Annotated in this window: 16 protein-coding genes; 11 read left to right on the top strand and 5 right to left on the bottom strand. The window is 72.8% G+C overall.

Going from position 1 to position 18708, the window contains the following annotated elements; genetic code table 11:
- Window positions 1–47: 47 nt before the first annotated feature.
- A complete protein-coding gene (locus ACIRPX_RS15550; protein WP_404193836.1) occupies window positions 48–470 on the top strand; it encodes an ATP-binding protein in 423 nt (140 codons plus the stop codon).
- Here ACIRPX_RS15550 and ACIRPX_RS15555 read toward each other — a convergent pair.
- Entirely contained in the window at window positions 464–2329 is a 1866-nt protein-coding gene (locus tag ACIRPX_RS15555) for a ricin-type beta-trefoil lectin domain protein (RefSeq protein WP_404193838.1), read from the bottom strand. The genes ACIRPX_RS15550 and ACIRPX_RS15555 overlap by 7 nt on opposite strands.
- Window positions 2330–2456: 127 nt before the next feature.
- Here ACIRPX_RS15555 and ACIRPX_RS15560 point away from each other — a divergent pair, with 127 nt between their 5' ends.
- Window positions 2457–5468 carry a glycoside hydrolase family 3 protein gene (locus tag ACIRPX_RS15560; protein WP_404193841.1) on the top strand — a complete coding sequence of 1004 codons (3012 nt, stop codon included), beginning with the start codon at window positions 2457–2459 and terminating at the stop codon, window positions 5466–5468.
- Between the two features lie 67 nt (window positions 5469–5535).
- Here ACIRPX_RS15560 and ACIRPX_RS15565 read toward each other — a convergent pair whose 3' ends face one another.
- Window positions 5536–5961, bottom strand: a complete 426-nt coding sequence (locus tag ACIRPX_RS15565; RefSeq protein WP_404193844.1) for a MarR family winged helix-turn-helix transcriptional regulator — start codon at window positions 5959–5961, stop codon at window positions 5536–5538.
- A 62-nt stretch (window positions 5962–6023) separates the two neighbouring features.
- On the opposite strand from ACIRPX_RS15565, the gene ACIRPX_RS15570 reads away from it, so the two are divergent.
- The gene (locus ACIRPX_RS15570) at window positions 6024–7058 is read left to right on the top strand and encodes an FUSC family protein (RefSeq protein WP_404193846.1); all 1035 of its coding nucleotides are present in this window, start codon (window positions 6024–6026) and stop codon (window positions 7056–7058) included.
- Between the two features lie 61 nt (window positions 7059–7119).
- Window positions 7120–7716 (top strand): hypothetical protein, encoded by a 597-nt coding sequence (locus ACIRPX_RS15575; RefSeq protein WP_404193848.1) that lies wholly within the window; start codon window positions 7120–7122, stop codon window positions 7714–7716.
- Window positions 7717–7722: 6 nt separating this feature from the next.
- Here the strand turns inward: ACIRPX_RS15575 and ACIRPX_RS15580 are convergent, their stop codons facing one another.
- Together ACIRPX_RS15580 and ACIRPX_RS15585 are read right to left on the bottom strand one after the other, a co-directional pair.
- Entirely contained in the window at window positions 7723–8382 is a 660-nt protein-coding gene (locus ACIRPX_RS15580) for a response regulator (protein WP_404193850.1), read from the bottom strand.
- A complete protein-coding gene (locus ACIRPX_RS15585; RefSeq protein ID WP_404194253.1) occupies window positions 8379–9500 on the bottom strand; it encodes a sensor histidine kinase in 1122 nt (373 codons plus the stop codon). Before ACIRPX_RS15585 ends, ACIRPX_RS15580 begins: the two co-directional genes overlap by 4 nt.
- Before the next feature lie 169 nt (window positions 9501–9669).
- Here ACIRPX_RS15585 and ACIRPX_RS15590 point away from each other — a divergent pair, with 169 nt between their 5' ends.
- The 4 genes from ACIRPX_RS15590 to ACIRPX_RS15605 all read left to right on the top strand — a co-directional run bounded on the left by ACIRPX_RS15590 (window position 9670) and on the right by ACIRPX_RS15605 (window position 13497).
- Window positions 9670–10608, top strand: a complete 939-nt coding sequence (locus ACIRPX_RS15590) for an ABC transporter ATP-binding protein (protein ID WP_404193853.1) — start codon at window positions 9670–9672, stop codon at window positions 10606–10608.
- Complete coding sequence (locus ACIRPX_RS15595) at window positions 10605–12122, top strand: hypothetical protein (protein WP_404193856.1); 1518 nt, start codon at window positions 10605–10607, stop codon at window positions 12120–12122. Before ACIRPX_RS15590 ends, ACIRPX_RS15595 begins: the two co-directional genes overlap by 4 nt.
- Complete coding sequence (locus ACIRPX_RS15600) at window positions 12119–12859, top strand: ABC transporter permease (protein ID WP_404193859.1); 741 nt, start codon at window positions 12119–12121, stop codon at window positions 12857–12859. Before ACIRPX_RS15595 ends, ACIRPX_RS15600 begins: the two co-directional genes overlap by 4 nt.
- A 68-nt stretch (window positions 12860–12927) precedes the next feature.
- On the top strand, window positions 12928–13497 hold the full coding sequence (locus tag ACIRPX_RS15605) for a YdeI family protein (protein WP_404193861.1): 570 nt from the start codon (window positions 12928–12930) through the stop codon (window positions 13495–13497).
- Between the two features lie 94 nt (window positions 13498–13591).
- On the opposite strand, the gene ACIRPX_RS15610 is transcribed toward ACIRPX_RS15605, so the two are convergent.
- A complete protein-coding gene (locus ACIRPX_RS15610) occupies window positions 13592–14146 on the bottom strand; it encodes a YceI family protein (protein ID WP_404194255.1) in 555 nt (184 codons plus the stop codon).
- A 153-nt stretch (window positions 14147–14299) separates the two neighbouring features.
- On the opposite strand from ACIRPX_RS15610, the gene ACIRPX_RS15615 reads away from it, so the two are divergent.
- The 3 genes from ACIRPX_RS15615 (at window position 14300) to ACIRPX_RS15625 (ending at window position 18638) form a co-directional block, all read left to right on the top strand.
- Window positions 14300–16636, top strand: coding sequence for a polysaccharide lyase 8 family protein (locus ACIRPX_RS15615; protein WP_404193863.1), 2337 nt, complete (start codon window positions 14300–14302; stop codon window positions 16634–16636).
- Between the two features lie 154 nt (window positions 16637–16790).
- Window positions 16791–18386 carry an acyl-CoA carboxylase subunit beta gene (locus tag ACIRPX_RS15620; protein ID WP_404193866.1) on the top strand — a complete coding sequence of 532 codons (1596 nt, stop codon included), beginning with the start codon at window positions 16791–16793 and terminating at the stop codon, window positions 18384–18386.
- 57 nt (window positions 18387–18443) lie between these two features.
- Entirely contained in the window at window positions 18444–18638 is a 195-nt protein-coding gene (locus tag ACIRPX_RS15625) for an acyl-CoA carboxylase subunit epsilon (RefSeq protein ID WP_404193869.1), read from the top strand.
- Window positions 18639–18708: the final 70 nt, after the last annotated feature.

Here is an 18708-nt window from a genome sequence, read left to right on the forward strand (position 1 = left end):
ACGTCACTCACTGCCCCAGAGTAGTCACTGCCTGTGACAGTCGGCTCGTGAATCCGCAAGCTCAACTCCTTCGCGCCCGCACCGCCCTCTACCCCCGCGATCGCAGGTCGGTGGCCGTGGCCCGAGACCTCACCCGCATCACCCTCGCCGACTGGGGCCTGACCCGGCGGGGCGACGACGTACTGCTCTGCGTGAGCGAACTCGCCACCAACGCCCTGCTGCACGGTGTCCCGCCGAACCGCTGTCTCCGCCTCTGCCTGACCCTCACCACCGACGAGGTCCTCCGCGTCGAGGTGCACGACAGCGGCTCCGGCGAAGTGCTGGTGCCGGAGCCGCTGCTGGACGCGGAGGGCGGGCGCGGCCTGTGCCTGGTCCGCGCCCTCTCCGACGCGTGGGGTGTGCGGGAGCGGGAGCCGGGCAAGGTCGTCTGGTGCGAGTTCAGGCTCGGCGCGTCACCTCCGCCCTACTGAAGTCGCCACTTCTGGTTGGCGGCGCCCGTGCAGCTCCAGATCTGCGCGCGGGCGCCGTTCGCCGAGGAGTTGTCCGTCACGTCCAGGCACTTGTTCGCGGCCGTGTTCACGACATCGCCGGTCGAGGAGTTGTACGACCACTGCTGGGCGCCGGTGCCGTTGCAGTCGTACAGCTGGACCTTCGCCCCGTCGGCCGTCGAGGCGGACGTCACGTCCAGGCACTTGCCCAGCGCCCCGATCGACCCGTCGGACTGCACGGTCCACCGCTGGGCGGCGGAGCCGTTGCAGTCGTAGAGCTGGACGGCCGTGCCGTTGGCGGCCGAGCCGCCCGCCACGTCGAGGCACTTGCCGGCCAGCCCCACGAAGGAGCCGGAGGTGCCGCCACCGCCGGACTGCGTGCCGTTCCAGGTGAAGGTGGCCGAGGTCTTGCCCGGCAGGGAGTAGGTGGCGTGCTGCGAGCCCCAGTCGATCGTCACCGTCTTGGCACCGGAGGCGTCGTTGTAGGCGATCAGCGCCTTGGAGCCGTCGGGGTTGCGCCAGGCCACGTTCGGCACCGACGAGGACGCCGTCGAGGCGATGCGCTGGGCGCCGGGCCGGACGAACTTCGTGAGCTGGCCCATCGTGTAGTACTCGACGGTGTAGTCGACGGTTCCGCTCGCGCCGTCCCCGTCGTGCACGGTGATCAGACCGCTGCAGGTGCCGCAACCGCCGTTGTGCGGGCCCCTGTTCTGGTCCACCGCCAGGGACCACTTGGTCACCGACTTCGCCCAGTTGCGGGTGTAGTCGATGATGTTGTTCATGTCCTCGCGCTGCTGGTTGGCGATCCAGGTGCCGCCGGAGTGCTCGGTGCCGAACGCGTCCAGGCTCGGGTACCGGTTGTGCACCGAGGTCTGCTTGGAGACGTCCCCGCCGTAGCCGTGCCAGGCGATGCCGCCGAAGTTGGGGTGGTTGCGGATCGCGGCGTCGTCCACGGACGCGGCCGCGTAGGAGTCGTAGACGTCCCAGTTCCAGTCGTGCGCCAGGACCTTGGTGGACAGGCCCGCGGACTGGAGCTTCGGCAGCAGCTCGCTCTTCAGGAAGTACTGGATGCCGGAGGCGTTCCAGCTCATCGACGGATAGCCGGAGCAGCAGGTCGGCTCGTTCTGCGGGGTGACGTAGGAGACGTGCACGCCCTGGTTCTCGTACGCCTGGAGGTACTTCACGAAGTAGTCCGCGTAGGCGCCGTAGTCCTCGGCCTTCAGCCAGCCGCCGTTGAGCGAGCCGCTGTCCTTCATCCAGGCCGGAGCCGTCCATGGCGAGGCCATGACAGTCAGAGAGGGGTTGAGCCGGAGCGCCTGCTCGGTCAGCGGGACGACGTCCGCCAGGTCGTGTGCGATGGAGAAGCTGTTCAGGTTCGGGTCGGTCTGGCCGGCCGGCACGTCGTCGTAGGTGTAGCCGTAGCGCGCGAGGTCCGAGGCCCCCATCGGATTGCGCAGGAAGGACAGGCCGATCCCGTCCGTCGGCGAGAACAGCCTCCTCATGGTGGCGTCGCGCGTGGACTGCGAGAGCGCGCCGCTGGAGTTCATCAGCCAGGCCGCGGTGTCCGTGAAGGACGCGCCGCCGCCGGTGAAGGTCTGGTACCGCGTGTTCTCGTCGACGGTGATGTTCTCGCCGCCGCCGCCCGTGCCGGACTGGAAGGCGAACGGCGTCTGCGCCTGCAGTCCGCGCGTGACGTGGCGTCCGGCGGCGTCGTCGGTGGTGGTGAGCCAGGCGGTGACCTGCTCGCCGGCCGCGTGTGCGGGGGGAACGGCCGCGGTGAAGCCGGCCGCCGAGAGCACGCCGGCCAGCAGCAGCCGGAGTGCGTGGGGGGTTCTTCTCATGGGGGGTGCATCCCTTCCTGACGAGACGTCTTGACGGGTCTGCGGGGCCTTAGTTAACTCACGGCGTGATCTAAGTCATGAGTGAACTGCTCGAGCCAGAGTGAACCAGAGAGTCGAGGGAAGGTCTATGCCAAGAACCGCCCTGCTCGTCTCCACGGCCGTGCTCGCCGCACTGCTCTCGCCGACCGTGTCACAGGCGGCCGACGACCCCGCCCCGGTCCCCGTCGACCGTTTCGAGGGCGAGGTCCCCTTCGCGTCCCAGCCCGCCGAGGGCATCTTCACCTGGGGCAGCGACTCCGACGACCCGCCTGCCCTGCAGCTGACCGCCCGCCCGGACGCCCCCGAGGGCGAGAAGGTCCTCACCGGCACCTACGACATCAGCGGCTACGGCGGCTTCACCCACGACTTCGCCGCGACCGCGCCCGGCCACGACTGGTCCGCCCACAAGGGCATCCGCTTCTGGTGGGACGGCCAGGACAACGGCAGGAAGATCGCCTTCGAGATCAAGGACGGCGGCGCGAACGGCGAGGCGTCCGAGCTGTGGACCACCTCCTTCACCGACGACTTCACCGGCTGGAAGCAGATCGAGATCCCCTTCGCCGACTTCGTCTACCGCACCGACTACCAGCCGGTCGGCGGCATCGACCACGTCCTCGGCCTGACCTCGATGTGGGGTTACGCCGTCACCCTCCCCGTCGGCGTCGAAGGCCGGTTCGCCATGGACGACGTGGAGCTCTACGGCAAGGCGGACCAGTCCCTGCGCGCCTCCGTCACCACCGACGCCGCCGTCCACCCGGTCAAGGAGGGCGGCACCGCCACCGTCGAGGTCACCCTCGCCACCACCGGCTCCGCGCCGGTCGACGAGCCGGTGACCGTCGCCTACCGCACCGCCGGCGGCACCGCCGAGCCGGGCAAGGACTACGTCCCCGTCTCCGGCACCCTCACCTTCCCGGCGGGCACGGCCTCCGGCGCGACGCGGACCGTCACGGTGCACACCCTCAAGGACAGGTCGGCCGAGCCGGCCGAGACGATCCCGCTGGAGCTCACGGTCACCGGCGCCAAGCCGCCCGCCGAGACCCCGCAGGTCGTCGTCGACGCGCACGGACTGCCCTACCTGAACCCGAAGCTGCCCGTGCGGCGGCGCGTCGCGGATCTCCTGTCCCGGATGTCCCTTCAGGAGAAGGCCGGCCAGATGACGCAGGCCGAGCGCGGGGCCGTCGGCGAAGGCGGCGACATCGCGGCCTACGACCTCGGCTCGCTGCTCTCCGGCGGCGGCTCGACACCCACGCCCAACACCCCGGCGGCCTGGGCGAAGATGATCGACGGCTTCCAGCTGCGGGCGCAGGCGACCCGGTTCCAGATCCCGCTGATCTACGGCGTGGACGCGGTGCACGGCCACAACAACCTGGTCGGCGCCACGATCATGCCGCACAACATCGGCATCGGCGCCACCCGCGATCCCGGGCTCGCCGAGCAGGCGGGCGCGGTGACCGCCTCCGAGGTCCGCGCCACCGGCATCCCCTGGGACTTCGCCCCCTGCCTGTGCGTCTCCCGCGACGAACGCTGGGGCCGCTCCTACGAGTCCTTCGGCGAGGACCCGGCGCTGGTGACGTCCATGGAGACGGTCGTCCAGGGCCTCCAAGGGGCCGCGAACGGCAAGGACCTGAAGCGGAACGACAAGGTCCTCGCCACCGCCAAGCACTTCGTCGGCGACGGCGGCACCGAGTACGGCTCCTCCACGACCGGCAGCTACACCATCGACCAGGGCGTCACCAAGGTCACCCGGCAGCAGCTGGAGGCCGTGCACCTGGCGCCGTACCGGACCGCGGTGGACCGGGGCGTGGGCACGGTCATGCCGTCGTACTCCTCGCTCGACATCCTCGGCGACGGCCGGGGCCCGGTGAAGATGCACGCCCGCGCCGACATGATCAACGGCGTGCTCAAGGGCCGGATGGGCTTCGGCGGGTTCGTCATCAGCGACTGGAACGCGATCGACCAGCTGCCCGGCGACTATCCCGCCCACGTGCGCACCGCGGTGAACGCGGGCGTCGACATGATGATGGTGCCCTACGGCTACCGGGACTTCACCGCGGCACTGATCGCCGAGGTCAAGGCCGGCCGCGTCACCGAGCGGCGGATCGACGACGCCGTGTCCCGCATCCTCACGCAGAAGTTCCGGCTCGGCCTCTTCGAGAAGCCGTACGCGGACACGAGCAACGCCGCACGGATCGGCTCCGCCGCGCACCGGGCCGTCGCCCGCCGGGCGGCCGCCGAGTCGCAGGTCCTGCTGAAGAACGCGGGCGGCGTCCTGCCGCTGAGGAAGAGCCAGAAGGTCTACGTCGCCGGATCCAACGCCGACGACATCGGCAACCAGAGCGGCGGCTGGACCGTCACCTGGCAGGGCTCCTCCGGGAACATCGTCCCCGGCACGACGATCCTCCAGGGCATGCGGAACGCGGGCGGCCACGTCACCTGGTCCAAGGACGCCTCCGCGCCGACCGGCGGCTACGACGTGGGCGTGGTCGTCGTCGGCGAGACCCCGTACGCCGAGGGCGTCGGCGACGTCGGCAACGGCCACGACCTCCAGCTGTCCGCCGCGGACAAGGCGGCCGTGGACAAGGTGTGCGCGGCCATGAAGTGCGCGGTCCTGATCGTCTCCGGGCGGCCGCAGCTCATCGGGGACCGGCTCGGTGGCATCGACGCGCTGGTGGCCTCCTGGCTGCCGGGCACCGAGGGCGACGGCGTGGCCGACGTGCTCTACGGCAAGCGCCCCTTCACCGGCCAACTCCCGGTCACCTGGCCGAAGTCGGAGGCCCAGCTGCCGATCAACGTCGGCGACGCCTCCTACGACCCGCAGTTCCCCTACGGCTGGGGCCTGACGACGCTCACCAAGGCGCCGCACGGCGGTGCGATCACGCTGAGGGCGCTCGCGGTGGCGGCCGCGGTCGCCGAGCGGGCCGGCGCCGACCACGCGGGCCGCGCGCTCGTCACCAGGGCGCGGCTGATCGTCCAGGAGAAGGTGGGCGAGGACATGACGGCGGCGGTCGCCAAGCCCTTCGCCGACGCCGACCACCTCTCGCTCACCGGGAAGTACGGCGCCGCCGTACGGCGTCTGGAGGTGGCGTACAGGGCGGCGTGAGCCGGCCCTGCCGGTCGGCCACCCGGCCACGAACCCGCCGCCGTCGGCGGCGGGTTCGTGGCCGGCCTCAGTCCGGCAGATCGGCGAGCCGCTCCAGCAGCGTGCCCGCCAGCTCCAGCACCCCGCGCTCGGTAGGGCTCAGCGAGGTCAGCGCGCCGGCCAGCCAGGCGTCCCGGTCCGCCATGTCCCGCTCCAGGGCCCGGCGTCCCGCGCCGGTGAGCGACAGCACCGACCGGCGCCGGTCCGCCGTGCCCGCCTCGCGCTCGATCAGCCCCTCCGTCTCCAGCTCGGCGAAGACCCGGGTCAGCGACTGCGGAAGCTGCCGCTCGGCCGCCGCCACCGCGCCGGGCGTGGACGGGCCGTGCCGGTTCAGATGGCCGAGCACCGAGAGCTGGTTGGGGCTGAGACTCCCGTCGCCGCGCTCCTGCCGCAGCCGGCGGTTGAGACGGACGACACCGCGACGGAGCCGGGCGGCTTCGGGAAGATGGCTCATGGCACAGATAGTACGCTTGCGCTTACTTTCGCAGGCGGAGTGGTCCCCGTAATATCGGCCAAGTGACCGCACAACTGATACGCAACGCGTACGAAGCGGCGCTGACCATGACCGCCGTGCTCATCAGCTGGGCCGCCGCCCTGGCCATCGAGGGTGCCGCCGGGCTCCACACCGACGTGCTCGTCCTCGCGGTCGTGCTGACCCTCACCCTCGCCTCCGGGCAGCGCGGCGCGGGCACGCGACGCCGGCTCACCGCACTGGTGGTGCTGCCCGTCGCGGCCGGTGCCTCGATCTTCGTGGGCCGCCTGATCGCCTCGCACCACGTGGTCGGCGCCGCCGTCTTCACGGCCGGGATCGCGCTGGCCATCTGGATCCGCCGGTACGGCCCCGCCGCCACCAGAGCCGGCACCCTGCTGACCCTGCCGCTGATCGCCCTCCTCGTCGTGCCCGGGCCCGCCCTGCCGCCCGGCGCGCAGAGCGGACTGGTGACCTGGCTGTGGTCGGCGCTGACCGGGGTGCTGGCGTGCTGCTCGGTCTGGCTGGTGCAGGCGCTCGGCGACCGGTTCGGGCCGTGGCGCGCGGAGCCCGTGCCCGAGCGGCCGGCGCGCCGCTCCCGGCTCCACCCCCGGCCCAGCACCCGCATGGCGCTGCAGATGGCGGCCGGGGTGGCCGCCGCCTTCACCGTCGGGTACCTGCTGTTCGACGACCACTGGCCCTGGGTGGTGCTCACCGCGTACGTCGCCGCGAGCGGCAACCGAGGCCGGACCGACGTGCTGCGCAAGGGGATCGAGCGCCTCGCCGGGGCCTGCGCCGGCACGCTGCTGGCGGCGGGTGTCGCCGCGGCCGGCAGTACCGGGCACACCTCCGTGGCGCTGACGTTCGCCGTCCTGGCGGTGGCCCTGTGGCTGCGCCCCCTCGCCTACGCCTACTGGGCCGCCGGCATGACCTGCGCCCTGTCCCTGCTGCTCGGCTACTACGGCCAGAACGCGCAGCACCTCCTCCCGACCCGGCTGGAGGGCATCGCGGCCGGCGCGGTGCTGTCGGTGGCGTCCGCCTGGTGGCTGCTGCCGGTGCCGCGCCGGCGTACGGCCACATGAGGGGACGAAAAGGTTCGATCGGCTGATATCAATCGACTTGCCGGGCTCGTACGCTCACCTCATGGCGAGTCCACCCGAGGGGGACGGCCTGAGCACCGTGGAGGTCCTCGGAGAGGACCGGCCCCTGGTCCGAGAGCGCTGGCAGGCGCTGTCACGCCGAGCGCGCCTCACGCTCGCCGCCACGACGTGCGTCCTCGTGCTCGGCGGGGTCCTCGCCCACATCGCCGTGAACCGCCACCCGTCCCCGCCGCCCGATCCGGGCGACGCCACCTCCGCCCGGATCACCGGCGTGGAGATGCCGCACCGCACCAGCCCGGACTTCGACATCACCTTCCGCCTGGCCGCCACCTCCCGCGTCACCTACGTGGGCCTGACCGTGGGATACGGCAACGTCTCCGTCCACGAACGCCCCCTTCCCGGCGCCGTGCTGCGCCCCGGCCACGCCCGCACCCTGCGCGCCCGGGTCGACGTCTACTGCGGGGTCCCGCACGTCCGCCGGGACACCCCTCTCCTGTACGACGCCCCCGATCCGCAGGCCGGCATGCCCCTGCTCTTCGCGATCGTCAGCAACGCCGAAGGCCGGGGCGTGACGCCGATCATCCCGACCGCCTCGCAGTTCGACAGCATCAGCCGTGCCGTGCGGGAGGTGTGCGCCTGACGCGGGTCAGCCGGTGCGCGGCACCACCAGCCCGGTCTCGTACGCCGTCACGACCGCCTGCGTCCGGTCCCGCAGGCCCAGTTTGGACAGGATGCGGCTGACGTGGGTCTTCACGGTCTGCTCGCCCAGATGCAGGCGGGCGGCGACCTCCGGGTTGGACAGGCCCTCGGCGAGCAGGCGCAGGACGTCCGTCTCGCGGGGGGTGAGGACGTCGAGCGTGCCCCGGGCGGGGGCCCTCGGGCGCAGCCGGGCGAACTCCGCGATCAGGCGGCGGGTGATGCCGGGTGCGAGCAGGGCCTCGCCGGCGGCGACCACCCGGACCGCGTCGAAGAGCCGTTCCGCGGTCACGTCCTTGAGCAGGAACCCGCTGGCGCCCGCGGTCAGGGCGTCGTAGACGTGCTCGTCGAGGTCGAAGGTGGTGAGCACCAGGACGCGCGGCGCGTCCGGGTCCCGCTGCAGCCGGGCGGTCGCCCGGATGCCGTCCATGACCGGCATGCGCACGTCCATGAGGACGACGTCGGGCGCCTGCTCCCGGCACACGCGCACCGCCTCGGCGCCGTCGCGGGCCGTACCGACGACCCTGAAGTCGGCCTGGGTGGCGAGGAGCCCGGCGTATCCGGCGCGGACCACCTCGTGGTCGTCGGCGACGACGATGCGGATGCTCATGCCAGGGCCTGCGCACGCACCGGCAGCCGCGCCTCGACCAGGAACCCGCCGCCGGGCGCCGGCCCGGTGCGCAGCGTGCCGCCCACGGTCGCCACCCGCTCGCGCATGCCGAGCAGGCCGTGACCGGGGGTGCCGGCGGCCGCGGGCCCCGGCCCGTTGTCGCGGACGCGGACGGCCAGGTCGGCGTCGCCGTAGCGGAGTTCCACGTCCACGGCCGCCCCCGGAGCGTGCCGCCGCGCGTTCGTCAGCGCCTCCTGGACGATCCGGTACGCGGTGACCTCGATCCCCGGATCGAGCGCCGCGACCGGCCCGCTCACGATCAGCCGCGTCGCCGCACCCGCCGCGTCCCGTGCCTCGTCGAGCAGTTCCATCAGCTGGCCGAGTCCCGGCTGGGGCGTGCGCCGGGTGCCCGTGCCCTCCGCGCCCCGGGCGTCCTCCCGCAGCACCCCCAGCAGCCGGCGCATCTCCGTCAGGGCGGTGCGCGCGGTGTCCCCGATCGCCAGGAAGCGGGCGGCGCCCTCGGGCGGCAGGCCGGACGTGGTCAGCCGCGCGTTCTCCGCCTGCACGGCGATCATCGAGATGTGGTGCGCCACGACGTCGTGCAACTCCCTCGCGATACGCGCCCGTTCACCCCGGGCCGCGTGCTCCAGCAACGTGTCCGCGAACGCCCGCTCGGTCACGCTGTGGGCCAGCGCGGTGCTGCGCGCATGCTGTGCCACCCCCGTCGCCGCGGCGGCGGAGGCGAGCGTGGCCAGCAGCACGGCGACGATGCGGGTGGCGTCCTGCGGGCCGAACAGCGCGACGCTCACGTACGGCACGACCAGCAGCCCGCCGAGCCGGGGCCGGCCGCCGCGGGTGAGGACGTAGACGCAGGTCAGCTGAGCGACGACGCCTCCGGCCGTGAGGGCGCGGAACGGGACCAGGGCGAGCACGCACGCGGCGCTGAGCGCGACGGCGGTGCCGGTGCGGCCGATCCCGTCGCTGCGGAGCACGAAGGCGAGCGGAAGGGTCGTGGCGAGCGCGAGCAGCAGGACGGCGGCGAGGTCGCCGTGCGGCCCCGGGCCCCGCACCAGGGCCTCCCCGGCGGCCGGAACGGCGAGGGCGCAGCCGGCCGCCACCGCCGGGACGCTCTCCCCGGCCCGCAGCCGCCTCCACGCGGCGGCCGGGACCGATCTCTCCTCACCCACTCCGTCATTGTGCCCACCCCCCTCCCGCCCGGCGTCCCCCGCGGGAGGGACCTCCCCGGCGGGACGACACCTCGCACGGCCGCCCCTAGCCTCCCTCCTCATGAGCGACGCAACGATCGAAGTCCTCGGCCTGCGCAAGCGGTTCGGCCGGACCCTCGCCGTCGACGGCCTCTCCTTCCGGGTCGAGCCCGGCACGGTCACCGGCTTCGTGGGGCCCAACGGCGCCGGCAAGTCCACCACCATGCGGGCCCTGCTCGGCCTGGACGCCCCCGACGAGGGCGCCGCCCTCATCGGGGGCCGGCCCTATCACGCCCTGCGCACCCCGCTCCTGGAGGTCGGCGCCCTGCTCGACGCCGCCGCGCTGCACCCCGCCCGCCGCGGCCGTGACCACCTGCGCTGGCTGGCGCACTCCCACGGACTGCCCGCCGCCCGGGTCGACGAGGTGCTGGCGCAGGTCGGCATGGAGACGGCGGCCCGCCGCAGGGCGGGCGGCTACTCCCTCGGCATGCGCCAGCGCCTCGGCATCGCGGCCGCCCTCCTCGGCGACCCCCCGGTCCTGCTCCTCGACGAGCCCGTCAACGGTCTCGACCCCGAGGGCATCCAGTGGGTGCGGGGCCTGCTGCGCACGCTCGCCGCCGAGGGCCGCGCCGTCCTCGTCTCCAGCCATCTGATGAGCGAGCTGGAGGACACCGCGGACCACCTGGTGGTGATCGGCCGGGGCCGCCTCATCGCCGACACGGCCGTCTCCGACCTCCTGGCCGCCGCCTCCGGCGACCGGGTCCGGCTGCGGACCGACGCCCGTGCCGAGGCGATGGAGCTGCTCGCCCGCTCGGGCGCCACCGTCGCCGTCACCGGCCGCGACACCCTCACCGTCGGCGGCCTGCCGGCCCGCCGGATCGTGGAGCTGCTGAACGGGGCCGACGTCCCCTTCGCCGAGGTCGGCGCCCACCGGGCGACCCTGGAGGAGGCGTACATGGAACTCACCCGGGACGCGGCCGAGTTCACGGCGCCCACCGGCACCGACGAGGTGACCTCATGACGACGTCCCTCACCCCCTACCGCTCCCGGCTCCACCCGGCGAAGGCGGGCTTTCGGCGGCTGCTGCACGCGGAGTGGACCAAGTTCCGCACGGTGCGGGTCTGGCCGATCGTGCTGGCGGTGGCGTCCGTCGTCATCGTCGTGATCTGCCAGCTCTCCGCGAGCGGCTCCACCACCAGCGGCGACCGCGAGATCGTCCTCGGCCCGGACGGCACGGTGGTCGTCGACAGCTTCCGCTTCGCCCACCGCCCGCTGACCGGCGACGGCACCGTCACCGTCCGCGTCGCGTCCCTGAGGAGCGCCGACGGCAAGGCCGTCGAGCCCTGGGCGAAGGCCGGTGTCATGGTCAAGTCGAGCCTGAAGGAGGGCTCCGCGTACGCGGCCGTGCTGACCACCCCCGGCCACGGCGTCCGCATGCAGTGGAACTTCACGCACGACAGAGCGGGTTCGGGCGACGGCTCCCGCTGGCTGCGCCTGACGAGGAAGGGCGACCACCTCACCGGCTACGACTCGGAAGACGGCCGCACCTGGTCGAGGATCGGGGACGTACGGCTGCCGGGCCTGCCGCGGACCGTGCAGGCGGGGGCGTTCGCGGGCACCCCGGCCCACAACGTCGTGCACCGCGCTTTCGGCGGCACGAGCGAGACGTACGGCGGCGGCGAGGTCACCGCGACGTACGACCACCTGACCCTGGACGGCACCTCGGCCGCCCGCCGCTGGGCGAGCACGGACGTGGGCGGCCCGAGGCCCAACGGCCCGGCACCCGAGAACGGCCGGCCCGGCGCCACCGCCGTCTCCCCGGCCGGCACCTACACCCTCACCGGACACGGGGACATCGCCCCCGACGAGAACCGCCCCGACATGGTCCAGATGAGCTTCCAGGGGGTCTTCGTGGGCGTCCTGTTCATGGTCGCCCTGGGCGCGCTCTTCGTGACGGCCGAGTACAAGCGCGGCATGATCCGCACGACGTTCACGGCGACACCGGCCCGGCTGAAGGTGCTGGCCGCGAAGACGACGGTGATCGCCGCCGTCACCTTCACGGCGGGCCTCGTGGCCACCGCCGTGGGCTTCACCCTGGCCCAGCGGCAGCTGCGCGCGAACGGCTTCCGGCCGCCCGAGTTCCCGGACCTCTCCGTCCTGGACGACCCGGCCCTGCGGGCGGTGGCCGGCAGCGCCGTCCTGCTGTCCCTGGTGGCGGTCCTGGCCCTGGCGGTGGGCGTGGCGCTGCGGAGCACCGCGGGCGCCCTCGCGACCGTCGTGGTGCTGGTCATCCTTCCCCAGATCCTGTCCTTCGCCTTCCCGCTCCCCGCCGCGCAGTGGCTGCTGCGGGTGACACCGGCGGCGGCGTTCGCGGTCCAGCAGGGGCTGCCCCGCTATCCGCAGGTCGAGCACAACTGCCTTCCGGAGAGCGGCTGCTACCCCCTGTCCCCGGGGCCGGGCCTCGCCGTCCTCGCGGCCTACGCGGCGGCCGCGCTGCTGCTCGCCGCCCGGCGGCTGCGCCGGAGGGACGCATGAGGTGGCTGCACGCGGAGTGGACCAAGCACCGCACCCTGCCGAGCACCTGGTGGCTGCTGGCGGCGACCGTGGTCCTGACCGTGGCGACGGGCGCGGCGGCGGCCTCCTCCCTGACCACCGAGGTCTGCCCGACCCCGGAGGCCTGCCACGAGGACACGGTGAAGCTGAGCCTGTCGGGGGTGTGGCTGGGCCAGGCGACCTGTCTGGTCCTGGGCGCCCTGTCGATGGGCGCGGAGTACGGCACGGGCACCGTGCGCACCACGCTCATGGCGATGCCGGTGCGCCGGCGGGTCCTGGCCGCGAAGGCGGCGGCCCTGTCCCTGCTCACGGCGGCGACGGCGGCGGTGGCGATCCCGCTGTCGCTGTGGACGGCGAGCCTGATCCTCCCGCTGCGCGGCCCCACGCTCCGCGCGACGGCGGGCTCGATCCTCATCCTCACCCTCGTCGCCCTGCTGGGCCTGGGCCTGACCACCCTCCTCAGGGACACCGCGGCCGGCATCACCTCGGGCCTGGCCCTTCTCTACGTCGTCCCGCTGCTGGCCGACATCCTGGCCTCTCCCGCCTGGCAGCAGCGCCTCCAGCGCTGGACGCCCATGCCCGCGGCCCTCTCCGTCCAGGCGACCCGAGACCTCGACCGCCTTCCGATCGCCCCCTGGCCGGGGCTGGGGGTACTGGCGGCCTACGCGGCCGGGCTGCTGCTGGCCGGGGGAGTGGTGTTCGCGGTGCGCGACGCCTGACCGGGCCCGCGGCAGCCGGCCGCGGAAAGAGGACAGGATCCGGCCTCATCGCCGTCTACGGTCGCCGTATGACCCTCCCCGACACCGCGGCGGCCCGGCCGTTCGCCTCGGCCGCTGATCTGGACGCCTGGCTCGCCGCCCACCCCGCACCGCACCCCGGCCTGTGGGTGAAAGTGGCCAAGAAGGGCTCGGGCCTGGCCTCCGTCGACTGGACCGAGGTCAACGACGTCGCCCTGTGCCACGGCTGGATCACCGGTCAGCGCAAGGCACTCGACGCCACGCACTACCTCCAGAAGATCACCCCGCGCCGGCCGGGCAGCCTCTGGTCGATGGTCAACGTGCGCCGGGTGGCCGAGCTGACCACCGCCGGCCGGATGCGCCCCGCGGGCCTCGCCGAGGTGGCGGCCGCCCGGGCGGACGGGCGCTGGGCGGCGGCGTACGCCTCCCAGCGGGAGGCCGGGGTCCCCGCGGACCTGGCGGCGGCCCTCGAACGCGACCCGCGGGCGGCGGCGGCCTTCGGAGCGCTCGGCCGCACCGACCGCTACCAGGTGATCTTCGGCCTGCTCACGGCCCGCACCGCGCGGGGCCGGGCGGCCCGTCTGGAGGCGGCCCTCGCCCGGCTCGGCCGTCCCGGGTGAGGCCGCGGAACGCCGGGCGCCCGCCCCCCGGGGGAAGGGGGAGCGGGCGCTGTGGGACGCGGGTGCCGTGCGGGCTCGGCTCGGCCCTGCCGCGTCAGGCGTTCTTGATCGCCGAGATGTCGAAGTTCAGCTTGATCTTGTCGGAGACCAGCACACCGCCCGTCTCCAGTGCGGCGTTCCAGGTCAGGCCCCACTCGGAGCGCAGGATCTCCGCCTTGCCCTCGAAGCCGACGCGCTCGTTGCCGAAGGGGTCCTTCGCGGCGCCGTTGAACTCGAGGTCGATGGTGACCGGCTTGGTGGTGCCGAGGATCTCCAGGTCGCCGGTGATCCGGTAGTCGTCGCCGCCGAGCGATTCCGCCTTGGTCGAGCGGAAGGTCATGGTCGGGAACTCGTCGGTCTTGAAGAAGTCGGCACTCTTCAGGTGGCCGTCGCGGTCGGCGGACCCGGTGTCGATGCTCTCCATCTTGACGTCGATGGACGCCGAGGACGCCGACGGGTCGCTGCCGTCCAGGTGCAGCGAGCCGCTGAAGTCGAGGAACTTGCCCTTGACGTTCGTGACCATGGCGTGGCGGACGGTGAAGCCGATCGTCGAGTGGGCGGCGTCGATGGTGTAGTCGCCGGTCAGCGCGGTCAGCTCGGGGGTCGCCATGACGTACTCCTTCGGGTTGATGTTGAACGTTGAACTAATCAACGGGAACGACCGTAGACCTATTCCCTTCAAGTTTCAACATCATCCGCAGGGTGTCGACGGGAGTTCGCAGAGTGTTGGCGAACGGCTCCCGTGGTGGTAGATGCCCAGTGCATGAACCCCCATCGCAGAGGCTCCCTGAGGCCCACCCGCAGAGCCGTGTTACTCGCGGCCGCCCTCGTCGCCGCGGCCGCTCCCGCCGCACGCGCCGCCACCGAGGACCCCTACGACACCCTCCGCCGCCGCTGGCTCGGCATCGCCCTCGGCACCGGCTACGACGCCACGGCGGAGCCCTACGCCTCCCGCCTCGCCCGGACCGGCGAACTCGCCCGCGCCTTCCGGGCGACCATGGCCCCCACCCCCTCCTCGCTGTGGCCCGGCCACCCCTACGACCCGCCCGCCGGCATCACCCAGAGCTACAGCCGCCTGTGGACCATGGCCCAGGCCCACGTCCAGCCGGGCACCGGCTCCACCGGCGACCCGGCCCTCCTCGCGGACGTCCTGCGCGGCCTCGACCACCTCTCCGCCACGGTCTACAACCCCTCCACCACCCGCTACGGCAACTGGTGGGAGTGGCAGATCGGCAGCCCCCGCCTGCTCATGGACATCGTCGCCGCCCTCCACGACCACCTCGGCGGCGCGCGGGTGGACGCGGCCTGCGCCGCCGTGGACCACTTCGTCCCCGACTCGATGCTCACCGACTACTCCGGCACCTCCACCGGCGCCAACCGAGTCGACCTGTGCCGCTCGGTCGCCCTGCGCGGCGTCCTGGGACGCACGGACGCCAAGATCGCGCTCGCCCGGGACGCCCTGTCCCCGGTCTTCCCCTACGTCGTCCAGGGGGACGGGCTGTACGCGGACGGTTCGTTCGTGCAGCACACCCGGGTCGCGTACTCCGGGACGTACGGACAGGTCATGCTCGACGGCCTCGGGCGCCTGTTCACCCTCCTCGCGGGCTCGGCCTGGGAGGTGACCGACCCGAACCGGCAGATCGTCCTCGACAGCGTCGAGCACGCCTACGCGCCCCTGATCCACGACGGGTTGGCGATGGACTGCGTCAACGGCCGGGCCATCAGCCGGGGTTACCTCAAGAACGACGACCTGCACGTCATGCGCAGCGATCACTTCCACGGCCACGGCCTCATCGCCGCGATCGCGCTCCTGGCCGGCGGGGCGAGCGACGCCGAACGCGAGCGCTGGCAGTCGTATGTCAAGGGATGGATCGAACGGGACACGGTGACACCGGTCCTGACGGCACCTCAGTTCGGCGTCGCCGACCTGGCCCGGCTGCACACGGCCGCCGCCGCGCCGGTCCCGGCCGCCCCCGAGCCCCTCGGCCACCGCCTCTTCCCGGCGATGGACCGCGCCGTGCACCGCGGCCGGGACTTCACGGCGAGCATCGCGATGTGCAGCGACCGCATCACCTACTACGAGTGCGGCAACGGCGAGAACCCGCGCGGCTGGCACACCGGCGCGGGGATGCTCTCCTGGTGGCCGGCCGGGCGGTCCGGCCGGGCCGACCAGTACACGGACTGGTTCTGGCCCACCGTCGACTGGTACCGGCTGCCCGGCACCACCGTCTCCACCCGGCGGCTGGCCGACAACGCCGGCGGCGAGTGGGGTGCGCCCAGGCCGGACGTGCGCTGGGTGGGCGGCACGACGGACGGCACGTACGCGGCCGTCGGCCAGCACCTCCAGGGCCTTGGCTCGACGCTCCGGGCGCGTAAGTCCTGGTTCTGCGTCACGGACGCGGTGATCTGCCTCGGCGCGGACATCACCGCCGCGGACGGCGTCCCGGTGGAGACCGTCGTCGACAACCGCAATCTGGGCGAGGGCGGGACCCAGGAGTTCGTCCGCGGGCACGGCTGGGCCCACCTGGAGGGCCACGGCGGCTGGCTGGTGCCCGGCGGCGGACTGCGCACCCTGCGCGAGGACCGCACGGGCGCCTGGTCCGACATCAACGCCACCAGCACACCGGAGCGGGCCACCCGCCGCTGGCAGACCCTCTGGCTCGACCACGGCACGGACCCGGTGGACGCCTCCTACCTCTACGTCGTCATGCCCGGCGCCTCCCGGCGGGCGGTCGCCGCCCGCGCCGCCGACCGCCACTGGCTGGCGCCGCTCGCCAACGACGGTGCCCGCCAGGCCGTCCGCGTCCCCTCGCTCGGCCTCACGGCCGCCAACTTCTGGCGGGGCGGCACCGCGGGCCCGCTGACCGCCTCCGCGGCGGCGAGCGTGCTGCTCCGCGAGGACGGCCGCACCGCTACCCTCTGCGTGAGCGAGCCACCCCGAACGGGGGAACCGCTGGAGATCGTCTGGAACCGTCCGGTCCGGGCGGTCGTGCGGGCCGACGAGACGGTGGAGGTGCTGTCCACCGGCCGCCGGCTGCGGCTCAGGATTACCCCAGGCGTGTCATGTGCGACGCACCGATGTGAGCTGACTCTCGGCTGACGGCTTTGTGTGACCTCTACAAGCCGGATGCCCTCTGAGCAGTCGGAATGCCTGCACGCCGTCGAGGTTCTGTTCAGGGGTACCAGGAAAACGGGCCGGAGACTGTACGGAGTCGACGGCTCGCATTCCTCGGTGGGCTTCGTAAGGTCACTACATGACCGTTTTGGATGAGGCGCCGAGTGATTCGACGGGTGAGCCGGCGGACGCGCGCGGACGAGTCGCCGAGCTGCACGAGATCCGTGCCCAGGCGCTGGCCGGGCCGAGCGAGAAGGCGACCGAGGCGCAGCACGCCAAGGGCAAGCTGACCGCGCGGGAGCGCATCGAGCTGCTGCTGGACGCGGATTCCTTCCAGGAGGTCGAGCAGCTGCGCCGGCACCGTGCCACCGGCTTCGGCCTGGATGCCAAGAAGCCGCACACGGACGGTGTGATCACCGGCTGGGGCACGGTGGAGGGCCGCACGGTCTTCGTCTACGCCCACGACTTCCGCATCTTCGGCGGCGCGCTGGGCGAGGCCCACGCCACGAAGATCCACAAGATCATGGACATGGCCATCGCGGCCGGTGCCCCGCTGGTCTCCCTCAACGACGGCGCGGGCGCCCGTATCCAGGAGGGCGTCTCCGCCCTGGCCGGATACGGCGGCATCTTCCAGCGCAACACCAAGGCGTCCGGCGTCATCCCGCAGATCAGCGTGATGCTCGGCCCGTGCGCCGGCGGTGCGGCCTACAGCCCCGCGCTGACCGACTTCGTGTTCATGGTCCGCGAGACCTCGCAGATGTTCATCACCGGCCCGGACGTGGTCAAGGCGGTGACCGGCGAGGAGATCACGCAGAACGGCCTCGGCGGCGCCGACGTCCACGCGGAGACCTCCGGTGTCTGTCACTTCGCCTACGACGACGAGGAGACCTGCATCGCCGAGGTCCGCTACCTCCTCTCCCTCCTCCCGCAGAACAACCGGGAGAACCCGCCGCGGGTGGAGTCCACGGACGCGGTGGACCGGCGCAGCGACGTGCTGCTCGACCTGGTCCCCGCGGACGGCAACCGGCCGTACGACATGGCCAAGGTGATCGAGGAGATCGTCGACGACGGCGAGTACCTCGAGGTCCACGAGCGCTGGGCCCGCAACATCATCTGCGCGCTGGCCCGCCTGGACGGCCAGGTGGTCGGCATCGTGGCCAACCAGCCGCAGTCCCTCGCGGGTGTGCTGGACATCGAGGCCAGCGAAAAAGCTGCGCGCTTCGTCCAGATGTGTGACGCTTTCAACATCCCGATCGTCACCTTCCTGGACGTCCCCGGGTTCCTGCCCGGCGTCGACCAGGAGCACGGCGGCATCATCCGCCACGGCGCGAAGCTCCTCTACGCCTACTGCAACGCGACCGTGCCCCGGATCTCGCTGATCCTGCGCAAGGCGTACGGAGGCGCCTACATCGTCATGGACAGCCAGTCCATCGGCGCCGACCTCACCTACGCCTGGCCGACGAACGAGATCGCCGTGATGGGCGCGGAAGGTGCCGCCAACGTCATCTTCCGCCGGCAGATCGCCGGTGCCGAGGACCCCGAGGCCATGCGGGCCCGCATGGTCAAGGAGTACAAGTCCGAGCTGATGCACCCCTACTACGCGGCCGAGCGAGGCCTGGTCGACGACGTCATCGACCCGAGCGAGACCCGCGAGATCCTCGTCCGCTCCCTGGCGATGCTGCAGACCAAGCACGCCGATCTGCCCTCGCGCAAGCACGGCAACCCCCCGCAGTAACCCCGCGGACCCTCCGCGACACCCTCGCGGAAACCTCTCTCACGGAGACTGAGACCTATGAGCACTCCTGACATTCGCGTCGAGAAGGGCCACGCCGAGCCCGAGGAGGTGGCCGCCATCACGGCCGTCCTGCTCGCCCGTGCCGCGGCCGCCCCGTCGGACGCGCAGCCGCACCCCGGTCGCCCCAAGGCCGGCTGGCGCCGCCTGGAGCGCGAGGGCGGCTTCCGCGCCCCGCACAGCTGGCACGGCTAGGCCGCGCCCGCTCAGCAGGTTCCACGCGTGCAGCAGCATGCGGAAGGGCCCCTCTCCCGGAGAGGGGCCC

This window comes from Streptomyces sp. NPDC101225 (assembly GCF_044767585.1).
Taxonomy (GTDB): Bacteria; Actinomycetota; Actinomycetes; order Streptomycetales; family Streptomycetaceae; genus Streptomyces.

Bases quoted from the DNA above. Each gene is read 5' to 3' on its own strand.
- ACIRPX_RS15555 (WP_404193838.1), bottom strand. From the start codon at position 2,329: ATGAGAAGAACCCCCCACGCACTCCGGCTGCTGCTGGCCGGCGTGCTC.
- ACIRPX_RS15560 (WP_404193841.1), top strand. From the start codon at position 2,457: ATGCCAAGAACCGCCCTGCTCGTCTCCACGGCCGTGCTCGCCGCACTG.
- ACIRPX_RS15565 (WP_404193844.1), bottom strand. From the start codon at position 5,961: ATGAGCCATCTTCCCGAAGCCGCCCGGCTCCGTCGCGGTGTCGTCCGT.
- ACIRPX_RS15575 (WP_404193848.1), top strand. From the start codon at position 7,120: ATGGCGAGTCCACCCGAGGGGGACGGCCTGAGCACCGTGGAGGTCCTC.
- ACIRPX_RS15580 (WP_404193850.1), bottom strand. From the start codon at position 8,382: ATGAGCATCCGCATCGTCGTCGCCGACGACCACGAGGTGGTCCGCGCC.
- ACIRPX_RS15590 (WP_404193853.1), top strand. From the start codon at position 9,670: ATGAGCGACGCAACGATCGAAGTCCTCGGCCTGCGCAAGCGGTTCGGC.
- ACIRPX_RS15595 (WP_404193856.1), top strand. From the start codon at position 10,605: ATGACGACGTCCCTCACCCCCTACCGCTCCCGGCTCCACCCGGCGAAG.
- ACIRPX_RS15600 (WP_404193859.1), top strand. From the start codon at position 12,119: ATGAGGTGGCTGCACGCGGAGTGGACCAAGCACCGCACCCTGCCGAGC.
- ACIRPX_RS15605 (WP_404193861.1), top strand. From the start codon at position 12,928: ATGACCCTCCCCGACACCGCGGCGGCCCGGCCGTTCGCCTCGGCCGCT.
- ACIRPX_RS15610 (WP_404194255.1), bottom strand. From the start codon at position 14,146: ATGGCGACCCCCGAGCTGACCGCGCTGACCGGCGACTACACCATCGAC.
- ACIRPX_RS15615 (WP_404193863.1), top strand. From the start codon at position 14,300: ATGAACCCCCATCGCAGAGGCTCCCTGAGGCCCACCCGCAGAGCCGTG.
- ACIRPX_RS15620 (WP_404193866.1), top strand. From the start codon at position 16,791: ATGACCGTTTTGGATGAGGCGCCGAGTGATTCGACGGGTGAGCCGGCG.
- ACIRPX_RS15625 (WP_404193869.1), top strand. From the start codon at position 18,444: ATGAGCACTCCTGACATTCGCGTCGAGAAGGGCCACGCCGAGCCCGAG.